We start from the raw sequence: 13,589 nt of genomic DNA, 5'->3' as shown, positions 1-13,589 counted from the left end.
TGCCGGAGGAGGTTTCGGGGTGCTCGATAAAGGCTTTGCCAGCATGGAGCTGGCATAGAGCCTACATGGACGTATTTACGGCGTCCTTTAACGGGCACCCCGAGGCCGAATTTTCATCTACGGTGAGTATACTTGCTTGACAGGCCCAGCACCCTAATTATCCAAGGCAATTAAATCATGGCCATTGCGTTATGGAATTTAGGCGCTGGGCCTTTGATCCTAGAAAAAGCATTTCATCATGAAGAATAGGAAGTTAATTCAATAGCTTATTACGCGTTTGTATAGAACTTTCGCTCACCAAAAAGGTTAGCGAGAAGGATTTGGTAAGTTCTTGGAATCCTTTATGAACTTCATGTGCTTCATGGTTAGACTGCCGAATTCAGATTGACGGGCACCCCGAGGCCGAATTTTCATCTACGACGAGTATAATTATTAATAGAGTAGATAAAAAACCGCAATTCCGAAGCTCACGCAACAACATCCTTCTCATCTCTGCAAATCAAACGACCTGGAAAAATACAACTAAAACAACTTCCCTTCCCGACTTCGCTTTTTATTTCTAATTTGGCTTCATGATTTTGCAGCGCATGCTTGACGATCGCAAGACCTAAACCGGTCCCGCTTTGTTTTTTACTCAGATTGGTATCGACCCGATAAAAGCGTTCGGTGACTCTTGGAATCTCCGATGCCGCTATGCCCTCGCCATGATCTTGCACATCCAGTCTCGGGCAACCCTGATGCTCATACCAGCGCACATTGACAATGGAGTCTTCGGACGAATATTTCAGGGCATTGACTAACAAATTGGTAAAGGCGCTACGTAAATCCTCTTCCACACCGATTATTTTGACTTGGCTTTCCAGTTTGAACTCGATACGCCCGGATGAGTTTTTCAGACTTGCGCCTTCGCTACATATTTTACTTAGCAAACCTGGAATATCGACGCATTTCGCCTTCTTTTTCTGAGTTTCCAGTCGAGTCAACAACAACAAATCGTCGACTAGATGCTCCATGCGTTCGGTTTGACTTTGCATTTGTTTGATCGAATTACTCAAAAGTCCCGATTCGCCGTCGTCCATATCCTTGATCGTCTCCAGATAACCTTTCAGCACCGTCAGCGGTGTTCTAAGCTCATGAGACACATTCGCGACAAAGTCCTTGCGCATGATTTCCATTTTTTTCAGCTGAGTAACGTCTTGCGCCAACAGCAATCGCAAGCCGACTCCATAAGGAACGACTCGGACTGAGAGCATCACATTAGGATCGACAGGCGAAGGGAGCACGATCACATCGTCGTACTTGCGATTATCCAAGTAGCGGGTGAATTCGGGAAAACGAATCAAGTTAGGTATCCGCTGACCCTTGTCGGATTTGTCGAGGCCCAGCACTTTCATCGCCGCTTTGTTGGTCCATTCGATTTCATCGCTAGGACCAAGCACAACAGCCGCATCCGGCAAGGCCTCGGTCGATTTGCGAAATTGATCGACCATTTTTCCGAGCTTTTTTTTGCGCTTTTTTTCGCGCTTTTTCATGCGATAAACGTGGTAGTAAATAGCCTCCCAAATACCGGTCGACTTCGGATATTTCCCACTACCGCCGTTGTCTATCCATTTTTCGAATCGATAAATCTGATAAAATTGTCGAATCAAAATGCTCGCTAAGAGCACAAACAGCATCGGCACGAGAATTTTGCCCAAAACCCCGACAACGATTGCGCCAAGCAACAGTAGCGATAATGTTGCAATTTCCCTAATCCATGGATTCATTGGGTTTTAGCTAATCAGCGAAAATCGGTATCCGAATCCGCGTACGGTTTGCACTAGTTCTTCCCGTCCGTATTCGGCCAATATTTTTCTTAATCGTCTAATATGCACGTCGACGGTCCTCTCTTCGATATAAACACTGCGCCCCCAAACTTGATCGAGTAATTGCGTGCGGCTATAGACTTTGTCCGGATGCGTCATGAAAAACTGCATCAATCTGAATTCGGTCGGGCTGACATCCAGTTGTTTGTCGCCTATCGTCAAACGGTGCTGCTCGCTGTCGAGAATCATGTCGCCAAGCGTAATCTGCGCCAAGTCTTGGATTTTACCGGTTCTACGCAGTACGGCGCGTATTCTTGCGACCAGTTCCTTCGGCGAAAAAGGTTTAGTCATGTAATCGTCGGTACCAATTTCGAGCCCGCGCACTTTGTCTTCTTCCTCGCCTCGGGCGGTCAATAAAATAATCGGGATTTCCCGGTAAAATTGGTCTTTCTTAAGACGCCTAGCCCATTCGATACCGCTAATGCCGGGCAACATCCAGTCCAACACGATCAAATCCGGCATGCGTTCCTGAAGAATCAAATTAGCCACTTCGGCATCGGCGCATTGACTCGCTTCGAAACCGGACTGCTCCAATACCATCGCCAGCATTTCTCGGATAGCATCCTCATCTTCGACGACTAAAACGCTCAATCTACTCATATGCTTCTACAGGTCAATAAAATTCTGATTTTAGCAGGAGCTATGTTACGTTTTTATGACAATTATATGATCATGCCGATATTGTATACCTTTCGCACTTCAAATTTCGTCAGTGCCGGAGGAGGCCTCGGGGTGCTAGGTCGATTTTTGCTCCTGCAAAATCGACATTCACGCCATCCATGGCGCTCGCAAAGGCTTTGCCAACATGGAGCTGGCATAGAGCCTACATGGACGTATTCACGGCGTCCTTTGACGGGCACCCCGAGGCCGAATTTTCATCTACGATGAGTATAAGATTTCCGACTCTTTCAATAGCCGTATTGCCATCCATATCGACTATGGATGGCAATAACTTTCCTAAGCTAAAACCTCTCCTCAACCCTTCTCTGAGAGAGATCTGAGGAAGCGCCGGGGGCTTCGAGAAATCAAGCCGCTTTCGAAAACGCCAATGTACCGCCTTCGACATCGACAACAATTTTGTCGCCCGGACCGAATTTTCCGCCAAGAATCTCTTGAGCGAGCGGGTTTTCCAATTGATGCTGTATCGCGCGTTTCAGCGGTCTTGCGCCGTAAACCGAATCGAAACCGGCTTCGCCGAGTTTATCCAGAGCCGCCTCGCTCAACTCCATGTCGATGTCGTGATCGAGCAGGCGTTTACGCAAATAGCGAATCTGAATATCGGTAATCGCGCGAATTTGATCGCGGCCCAGCGGATGAAATACGACAACATCGTCGATACGGTTGATGAACTCGGGGCGGAAATGATAGCCGACCACTTCCATCACGGCCGCTTTCATTGCCGCGTAGTTTTCCTCGCCGGCCAGTTCCTGTATGCGATCCGAACCCAGATTCGAAGTCATCACGACAACGCTATTGCGAAAATCGACCGTTCTGCCTTGTCCGTCGGTCAAACGGCCGTCGTCGAGGACTTGCAGCAGCACATTGAATACATCCGGATGCGCTTTTTCGACCTCGTCGAGCAAAATCACCGAATAAGGCTTGCGCCGCACCGCTTCTGTCAAATATCCTCCTTCTTCGTAACCCACATAGCCCGGAGGCGCGCCGATCAGACGCGCGACCGAATGTTTCTCCATAAACTCGGACATATCGATGCGCACCATCGCTTCCTCGGTATCGAACAAGAATTCGGCCAGTGCCTTGCACAGTTCGGTTTTACCGACTCCGGTCGGTCCCAAGAACAGGAAAGAACCGTTCGGACGATTAGGATCGGAAAGCCCCGCCCGCGAACGGCGAATCGCGTTGCTGACCGAAATCAGCGCTTCGGTTTGTCCGACCACGCGCTTTTGGATCTGCTCTTCCATGCGCAATAATTTGTCGCGCTCGCCTTCCATCATTTTCGAGACCGGAATGCCGGTCCATTTCGAGACGACTTCGGCGATTTCCTCGTCGGTTACCTTATTGCGAAGCAGTTTCATTTCCTGCATTTCGGCCTGCGACGCCAGATCCAATTCCTTGACCAACGAAGGGATCACGCCGTATTGCAATTCCGACATTCGACTCAGGTCGTTCGCGCGACTGGCGACTTCCAATTCCAAACGCGCTTGTTCCAGTCTTTCCTTGATCGCGGTTGTACCTTGCAACGCGGCTTTTTCAGCCTTCCAGATTTCGTCAAACTCGGAATATTCTTTTTCCAGGTTGTCGATCGCTTCCTCGAGGCTTTCCAAGCGTTTCTTAGAGGCGTCGTCGGTTTCGTTTTTCAGCGCTTCGCGTTCGATCTTCAATTGTATCAAGCGCCGTTCGAGTCTATCCATCGCTTCCGGTTTCGAATCGATTTCCATGCGGATGCGGCTGGCCGCCTCGTCGACCAAATCGATCGCCTTGTCCGGCAATTGCCGATCGGAAATGTAACGATGCGACAGCGTTGCAGCAGCGACGATCGCGGGGTCTGTGATTTCGACGCCATGATGCACTTCGTATTTTTCCTTGAGGCCACGCAATATTGCTATCGTATCCTCGACGTTCGGCTCGTCGACCAGGACTTTTTGGAAACGGCGCTCCAAGGCTGCGTCCTTTTCGATATATTTGCGGTATTCATCGAGTGTTGTCGCACCGACGCAATGCAATTCGCCGCGCGCCAAAGCGGGTTTAAGCATATTGCCGGCATCCATCGCGCCTTCCGCTTTGCCCGCACCGACCATCGTATGCAGTTCATCGACGAACAGAATGATTTGTCCGTGTTGCTTGGCAATGTCGTTAAGCACCGCTTTCAGGCGTTCTTCGAACTCGCCGCGGAATTTCGCGCCGGCGATCAATGCAGCCATGTCTAGAGCCAATAATTGCTTACCCTTGATACCTTCGGGAACCTCGCCATTGACGATGCGTTGCGCCAAGCCTTCGACAATCGCGGTCTTGCCGACGCCGGGCTCGCCGATCAGTACCGGGTTGTTTTTGGTGCGGCGTTGCAAGACTTGAATCGTGCGACGGATTTCGTCGTCGCGACCGATCACCGGATCGAGTTTGCCTTGTTCGGCTTGCTCGGTTAGGTTGATCGTGTATTTGCTCAAGGCTTGACGTTGCTCCTCGGCGTTGGCATCGTCGATGTTCTGACCGCCACGGACATTGTCTATGGCTTTTTCGGCTGCCGCTTTCGTAACACCGGCTTTTTTTAGGATATCTTGAAGAGCGCCGGATGTTTCGCAGGCAGCCAGTAAGAATAATTCGCTCGAGATGAATTTGTCGCCGCGTTTTTGCGCGAGCTTATCGGTCACATTCAACAAGCGCGACAATTCGTTGGAAATCTGCACATCGCCGCCTATTCCTGAAACGGTCGGCGTGCGTTCAAGCACCTTGGTCAATTCAGCCTGCACGATATTCGGGTTCGCGCCGATTTGCGACAACAGCGGACGAATGCTGCCGCCGTCCTGGTTTAATAACGCCAGCATCACATGGGCCGGTTCGATGAATTGATGATCTTTTCCCAAAGCCAGGCTTTGCGCATCGGCCAACGCCATCTGAAACTTGCTGGTCAGTTTATCCATTCTCATGTTGTTTACCTCATCGGTGAATTTGTATATTACTCCTAACATGGAGGGTAACCGGCTGTTTTTCAAGCTCGCCAAAAAAAATTACTCTTTTTTCGGGCCATGTTCGCGTTAATCCGAGAAGTAGCATTTCAGCTCGTTTCTATCGTTACCGGACGCAGGAGCATCCGGAGCCGCATTCCCATAAGCGACAACTTAAGGCGCAATACATTGATTCATATTAAAAAAAAGGGGGCGTCCTTCTGCGAGACGGGTTATTTAACACGTCCCCAACGTTTCGATTTGCCCTAAACATTTCGGCTGACTTCAGCCAAAGTCAAAACGTTTACTCCCTTTTGACCGAAAAAGCGTATAAGAACGAGAAGGTGTGGGGTATGCCTAGCGAGGATGTCGGCGGCAGGGCAGATTTTTGCTCCTGCAAAATCTGCATTCACGCCATCCCTGGCGATCGAGCCGCCGTCAAGCCCCCATGGACGGGTTCACGGCGCTCCTCGATAGGCATACCCCATACCCAACAAAGTTGAACGATTCTTCAGTAAGAAGGGAGTAGGACGGGGTTGCAAACCCCGTCCTGCTAAGCTCATAGTTCCAGGACGTTATTTATCATGAAATCCTTAGCTGAGTTTGGATAGGAGCGAAAAGGGCGTCGTTGTTTCACGCCCGTTGTTGCAAAGACCGGAAATCAAAACTCCCATCTAACCCCGATGCGTGCCGTATGCATCGTTTCGTAACGTTGATCCAGCAAGGTTTCATATTGGGCGAACGAGGAGATACCGTTCGCCAAAATCGCGCTCATGCCGGCGCGAAAAATGAAATAATCCCGATCGGGGTTATTGGTCCTGATCACAAAAGGCAATGACGGGTCGTGGGCAAAACGCATGACCATGTCCCGGCTGTTGTTTTTGAACTCGTGTTCCCAATCGAAGCCCAAATGCGGCAGCAGCACGCCGAAGGGCGCGCTATAGGCATAGCTGACTTGCCATCCCAGCACCGTGAGCACCGACTCATTGAATTGCTCGTCGACGAGTAGGTTTAAACCGGTCGGTCCTTTTTCCTGATAGGCACCGATGTTCATGCGGCCGTATTCGGTCCTCGCCTTGACGCCGAATGTCCATTGTTTTAGCGGTAAATCATAGCCCAAACCGATGCTGAAGCGTTGTTGGTCGCCGCCAAAGTCGGCCCGGCTATTCTGCCGGGCAATGTTCCCTAGCGCGTCGGGTATCAGTAGCATCCGCTGCGAGTCGTAAGCACTGCCCGTATAGGTGAAGATACCGTCCAGATAGAGGTTGTCGGTGATGAAATAAGAACCGTAGACAGAAGCGCTGTAGCCTCGGTTCAATAAGTTACCGGCTCTACGTTGATAATCCGTGTCGGTATCGCTAAATCCGAAGGCGGCGCCCAGTATCAATGCATCGGTAAAACGATAATCGGTGCCGATGGTGATGCTGAAAACATCGGAGTCCGAGCCGACTTCTAAGTCGGTCGTGATTCTATCGTTTTTGTTGTATTGCGCGTTGACAAAAACGTTCAGGCGGTTGTCGAACAAATCGCCGCTTTCCGGTTCGTCGCCGGCGCCGCCGCCTTGGGCTTGCGATGGAAACAGGCTGGCCAAGCTGAAGGTACGACCATTCGCGCTCAACTGGACGCCGCCGGTTTCTTGTCCGTGCCTGAGCATTTGCCGAATTTCGTCGAGACGGTACAGCAAATTACGAACCTGAATGTTCGACTGCATCGCCGCCGAGTTGATTTGTGCTGCGGTTTGCAGCGGCGTTATCGATTGCAACACTTCGAATTGAGTCGATGGGTCCAGGCGGATGAAGTTTTCGTAGAATCGCCTCAGTTCGGGCGCATTCGATTTGCTGATGACCTTGAGTATTTGGCTTTCATTCGTGAACGACGCCATCGATTCGCTGGACCTCACATTCAAGTTCACGGTCCCGGAGCCGGTGATCGGTTCATTGGCAAAGTCGGCGGCGAAGGAAAAGCTGTCGGCGCCGATATAATCGCTATTGGGAGTGTAACTGACCGAACCGTCGCCGTTATTGACCAAGGCGCCATTGGCGGGCCCTCGCGTGATTCGGATCGTTTCCCCTTGATTGGCTAGGACGATTCTGGCTGCTTGACCGGTCAAGAGGTTGACTGATGCGGGCGCTACGATTGCCGCATGGCTGAGGCTGAAACTGCCGAGCAAAACGACGAGCAGAAACCAAGCCAGTTGACGAAGCATCGCGCAGGGTTTTCGTTGAAAAAAAAGGCCTTGTTGAGTGAACATAATGTCGCCTACTATTAAATTAATTCGGACAGGGTCATTCGGACTTGGGCAATGCATCCTAGAGACCCCACCATAACTCTAAATCATCGGCAGACAAAGTCGGCGCCCCTATTAGTTGCAGAATTTCGACAGGCAGTCCATTTCCTCCCTCATCGGCATCGTAATACAGTCTTCCGCTGTCCAAGTCGTAAATCAAATAAATATCGCTCGCATCATCACCCAGATCCGGAATATTGGAACCGAAGTTTCCCGCACTAAAATGCCCAGTTAAATCTCCGTCCGGCAAGGCGGAGAAAAAGCTCGATGCCTGAATTCGATCGAAAATTATCTGATTTCTACCGGCAGTAAAGTTAGTGATGGAGATGGGTGCCGAAAATGTTGCGTTGGTGTAACTGAGTACCACCCCGTAAAAATCTTCGCTTTCGACTGAAATCGGCAGGGTCAATTCATCCGCCGAACTGTAAAGAAACTCTATATAAAGGTCATCGTTATAAAGGTCATCGTTTTGATTCGAGAGATCGATGACTTGTTTGCTCGAGGAATTGACCCATAAATCTCCCCAAATTTGCAAATGCGCGTCTGATAAAGGACTGTAATCTCCGGTCAAATCCAAATTCATCGCACCGGAAAGCGTGATATCGTTGAATGCCGTCGAATCGTCGGCGGTGACGGTAACAAAATAGCTGTCATCGGTGCTTATCGAGACAATGCCGGTCGAATTACTGATGTCGAATATCGCGCCTGCTTCAATGCCCCATAAGATGATGTCTTCGATGCTGATTAACGTCGGTGCAACGGTGCCGGCGAGCAGGTCTGCCTCCAACGTATCGAAACCTAAGCCCCCGTCGACGATATCGCCGGTATTTAGCGTGGCCAAGCCGTCGTTTAAATCACTGAAAAAGAGAGAGCCATCAAACTCGTTGTTGTTATCGGTGCCGGTCAGGTTGTCGTTGTTGACTGTAAGCCTGAACGGATCGGTATCCTGGATGACGAGTGTAGCGGAGAGCGCGACGTTGTTCGGATTATTGAGTTCGCTGGCGCGCAGAACCAATGTTTCCGGGTCTTCGGATATGAAATCTTGAACTGCTGTGATCACGAAGCGAGCCTCGCCGTTAGCGTTCAACCGAATGACGAATTCATCCGGTGCTTCGCTATCGTCTATCAGTGCGCCAACCGTCACGGCCGACAGCTCAAAATCCTGCCCATCGGCGCTGCTGGCTTCGCCGTATCTCGATATCGAGATATCGGAGCCCGGCAGGCCCGTAACGGTGTAGGTCACCGTATTCGGCGATCCCGGCAACTCATGAATTTCGGTGCGATCCGGTGTAATCGTCAGCTCCATATAATCACGGATCGTGATGCTCACGGAGGCCGTGTTATTGCGATGCTCGACATCCCTGACGAGCACGCGAAAAAGTTCGTTGCCTTCAACCAGGTCGTCTTGCACGGCGGTCACCGAAAATGTCGCAACGCCATTGGCATCGAGCGTCAAACGGTTGTTGTTGGGCAGGTGAGCGCTGGAAATATCGCCCGCTTTCGCAACGCTATTGCTTGGAATCTCTAGTTGAACCTCGGTGCCGGGCGTTCCGGTTATCCTATAGGTCACGGTATTGGGCGTGCCCGGTTGCTCGTATATTTGAGTCCTATTGCGCGTGATCGACAACGGGGTGATATCGCTGATCGTGACCTCCGCGGTCGCGGTGTCGTTCGGGTTGTCGATGTCGGTGACGCTGACGCGCAAGAGTTCGTCGATTTCAGCGATGTAGTCTTGCCGGGCCGTGACCGAGAAGGTGGCGATGCCGTCGTCGTTCAAGGTCAACAGATTGTTGTCCGGCAGATGGGGGCTCAGAATGTCATCGGCGTTGGCGGTGCTGCCCCCGGCGATCGCCAATCGCACCGTGGCTCCGGGTGTTCCGGCTATCGTATAGATCACGGTATTGGGCGCGCCGGGTTGTTCGTATATCCTTGAGCGATCGGGGGTGAGCGTCAGCGGCGTGAAATCGCTGATGGTAATATCCGCCGATGCGCTGTTTTCTGGATGATCGAGATCGAAGACAACAACGCGAAGCAATTCACCGGGTTCCGTTAGATCGTCTTGCCGGGCCGTGACCGAGAAGGTGGCGGTGCCGCTGTCATTCAAGGTCAACAGGTTGTTGTCCGGCAGATGGGTGCTCAGAATGTCGTCGGCGTCGGCGACGCTGTCCTCGGCGATCGCCCATTGCACGGTGGCGCCGGGCGCTCCGCTTATCGTATAGGTCACGGTATCGGGCAGGCCGGGTTGTTCGAAGATCGTGGACCGGTCGGTGCTGATCGACAGCGGCGTGACATCGACAATGGTGACATCGGTCGAAGCGCTGTTGGCGGGATGATCGATATCGAAGACGGATACGCGAAGCAGTTCGCTGAGTTCCGGGATATCATCCTGACGCGCCGTGACCGAAAAAGTCGCCAGGCCTTGCGCGTTCAGCACCAATCGGTTGTCGTCGGGTAGATGAGTGCTCAGAATATCGCCGGCATCGGCGACGCTGTCTTCGGCGATCGCCCATTGCACGGTGGCGCCGGGCGCTCCGCTTATCGTGTAAGTTACGGTATTGGGCGTGCCCGGTTGCTCGTATATTTCAGTCCTATCGGGCGTTATCGATAGCGGGGTGGTATCGCTGATAGTCACATCCGCGATCGCGGTGTTGTTTTGGTTAAGGATCTCGGTGACGCTAATGCGCAAGAGTTCGTCGAGTTCGGTGATGTCGTCTTGCCGGGCCGTGACCGAGAAGGTGGCGATACCGTCGTCGTTCAAGGTCAACAAATTGTTGTCCGGCAGATTGGTGGTCAGAATGTCATCGGCGTCGGCGACACTGTCTGGCGCAATCGTCAATTGCACGGCGGCTCCAGGCGACCCGGTTATGGTATAGGTCACGGTATTGGGCGCGCCGGGTTGTTCGTATATCCGCAATTGATCGGGCGTGATCGTCAGTTGAGTCAAGTCTCTGATGGTGACATCGGCGAAGACAACGCTAGTCGGATTATCGATTTCGGTGACGCTCACGCGCAAGAGTTCGTCGAATTCAGGCGTGTCGTCTTGCCGGGCAGTGACCGAGAAGGTGGCGGTGCCGCTGTCATTCAAGGTCAACAGGTTGTTGTCCGGCAGATGAGTGCTCAGAATGTCGGCGGCATCGGCGACGCTGTCCGGCGCGATCGCCAACCGGACGGTCAGGCCCGGCGTGCCGGTGATCGTATAGACCACGGTATCGGGCAGGCCGGGTTGTTCGAAGATCGTGAACCGGTCGGTGCTGATCGACAGCGGCGTGACATCGACAATGGTGACATCGGTCGAAGTGTTGTTGGTAGGATTGTCGAGATCGAAAACAGACACGCGAAGCAATTCGGCGAGTTCCGGAAAATCATCCTGACGCGCCGTGACCGAAAAAGTCGCCAGGCCTTGCGCGTTCAGCACCAATCGGTTGTCGTCGGGTAGATGAGTGCTCAGAATATCGCCGGCATCGGCGACGCTGTCTTCGGCGATCGCCCATTGCACGGTGGCGCCGGGCGCTCCGCTTATCGTGTAAGTTACGGTATTGGGCGTGCCCGGTTGCTCGTATATTTCAGTCCTATCGGGCGTTATCGATAGCGGGGTGGTATCGCTGATAGTCACATCCGCGATCGCGGTGTTGTTTTGGTTAAGGATCTCGGTGACGCTAATGCGCAAGAGTTCGTCGAGTTCGGTGATGTCGTCTTGCCGGGCCGTGACCGAGAAGGTGGCGATACCGTCGTCGTTCAAGGTCAACAAATTGTTGTCCGGCAGATTGGTGGTCAGAATGTCATCGGCGTCGGCGACACTGTCTGGCGCAATCGTCAATTGCACGGCGGCTCCAGGCGACCCGGTTATGGTATAGGTCACGGTATTGGGCGCGCCGGGTTGTTCGTATATCCGCAATTGATCGGGCGTGATCGTCAGTTGAGTCAAGTCTCTGATGGTGACATCGGCGAAGACGACGCTAGTCGGATTATCGATTTCGGTGACGCTCACGCGCAAGAGTTCGTCGAATTCAGGCGTGTCGTCTTGCCGGGCAGTGACCGAGAAGGTGGCGGTGCCGCTGTCATTCAAGGTCAACAGGTTGTTGTCCGGCAGATGAGTGCTCAGAATGTCGGCGGCATCGGCGACGCTGTCCGGCGCGATCGCCAACCGGACGGTCAGGCCCGGCGTGCCGGTAATCGTATAGACCACGGTATCGGGTAAGCCGGGTTGTTCGAAGATCGTGGACCGGTCGGTGCTGATCGACAGCGGCGTGACATCGACAATGGTGACATCGGTCGAAGTGTTGTTGGTAGGATTGTCGAGATCGAAAACAGACACGCGAAGCAATTCGGCGAGTTCCGGAAAATCATCCTGACGCGCCGTGACCGAAAAAGTCGCCAGGCCTTGATTGTTCAGTACCAATTGATTGTCGTAGGGTAGATTCGTGCTCAGAATGTCATTGGCATCGGCGATGCTGTCTTCTGTAATCGCCAATTGAACCCGTGTTCCCGGCAGTCCTGTAATCGTATAGAGAACCGTATTCGGCGCTTCCGGTTGTTCAAAAATTTCGGTTAGGTTCGGCGTCAAGGTCAGCGGTAGAAAATCCCGAATGGTGATGTCGGCCGTAGCGTTATTACTCGGATCATCGACATCGCTGACCAAAAAACGGAGTAGCTCGCTGATCTCGGTTTCATCGTCCTGAAGAGCGGTCACCGAGAAGGTTGCCGTGCCATTTACGCCCAAAGTCAACTGATTATCGTTCGATAAACCCGTTATCGAAATATCGTCTTCACTCGCTTCGCTATCCGGGGCAAGCGCCAATTGCACCGTCGTCCCCGCGCGGCCCGTGATCGTGTATGTCGCGGTGTTGAGAGTGCCTGGAAGTTCAAAGATCTCGGAATGATTCGGCGTGAAGGTCAGAGGAATGGGCTCCAAGACGGTCACTTCCTTGACCAAGGAGTCATCGCCGAGTTCGCCGTCGGGGAAAACGCCTCGAGCAAAAAAGGTATGGGTGCCGACCTCGAGTTCGGGAATCGTAAAAAACCATATGCCGTTAGTGACCGAGGCAAAGCCCAGAGGTGTTTCAGCGCCTTCGGCAAAAATAGCGACATTGTCTATGCCCGGCCCCGCGTTACCTTCCAGGCTAACCGTTTTTCCTTTGGCTTGCGCTTGCGTGATGGCGGGGTCGAAAGTAAGACTTCCCGGGCCGAACACCTCATTGAAGGATGCGATGTCGGAAACGGGGCCGTCTTTGTCTCGAGGCACCCTTAGGCGAACCCGGCTTTCTATCCCGTTGAAAACGCTTACGACATCGATGAAACCGTCTTTCGGGGCGTTATTCTCGATGGCAACGGCGATGCCCGATGAGTAAATTAACTTATCGCCTGGCCGGAACCTCAGATTATCAATGGAGTAACTGCCGGAGCGGAGCTGGTATGTGATCGGAGCGAATTTTTTAGACATAATAAACTGCCTGGGTAAAAAACAAGGAAAACTAGTTTAAACAAATCCCTACCGCTTCGATGGATTCAAAGATCTACTCTGAAGCCAAGCATGCCCTCGTTCGACCGCGTCAACCGATCGTCGTGACTCGGAATGCCGCATAGCGTCGTTTGCCGTACAAGCCAACGAGGTGAAGGCCCGGGGCTTACTTGGCTTAGATGCAAAATATTCTCAGCTGGGATTTTACGACAAATGCGTTCCCGAACTCATGTCTTTTATCTAGGGTTCGTTGCTCGCTCGACAGAACGCCGTAAATCAGTCGATGTAGGATCAACGGTAGCTAGAACGCCAAGGAGGATCGCGTGTTGTAGGCCACCAACAATAGGCGCTTTGGC

Annotated in this window: 5 protein-coding genes; all 5 read right to left on the bottom strand. The window is 52.3% G+C overall.

The window, feature by feature from the left end:
- Positions 1-467 precede the first annotated feature (467 nt).
- On the bottom strand, positions 468-1,766 hold the full coding sequence (phoR, locus tag WJM45_RS05780; RefSeq protein ID WP_341328020.1) for a phosphate regulon sensor histidine kinase PhoR: 1,299 nt from the start codon (positions 1,764-1,766) through the stop codon (positions 468-470).
- Between the two features lie 6 nt (positions 1,767-1,772).
- Positions 1,773-2,465, bottom strand: a complete 693-nt coding sequence (gene phoB, locus WJM45_RS05775; protein WP_341328019.1) for a phosphate regulon transcriptional regulator PhoB — start codon at positions 2,463-2,465, stop codon at positions 1,773-1,775.
- 425 nt (positions 2,466-2,890) lie between these two features.
- On the bottom strand, positions 2,891-5,470 hold the full coding sequence (gene clpB, locus WJM45_RS05770; protein WP_341328018.1) for an ATP-dependent chaperone ClpB: 2,580 nt from the start codon (positions 5,468-5,470) through the stop codon (positions 2,891-2,893).
- A gap of 679 nt (positions 5,471-6,149) precedes the next feature.
- Positions 6,150-7,739, bottom strand: coding sequence for an autotransporter domain-containing protein (locus WJM45_RS05765; protein ID WP_341328017.1), 1,590 nt, complete (start codon positions 7,737-7,739; stop codon positions 6,150-6,152).
- Positions 7,740-7,797: 58 nt separating this feature from the next.
- On the bottom strand, positions 7,798-13,215 hold the full coding sequence (locus WJM45_RS05760) for a hypothetical protein (protein ID WP_341328016.1): 5,418 nt from the start codon (positions 13,213-13,215) through the stop codon (positions 7,798-7,800).
- Between the last annotated feature and the right edge of the window lie 374 nt (positions 13,216-13,589).

Source organism: Methylotuvimicrobium sp. KM2, assembly GCF_038051925.1.
GTDB lineage: Bacteria > Pseudomonadota > Gammaproteobacteria > Methylococcales > Methylomonadaceae > Methylotuvimicrobium.
Note: the sequence above shows the minus strand (reverse complement) of the source record. Positions and strands in the feature narration are given on the sequence as shown.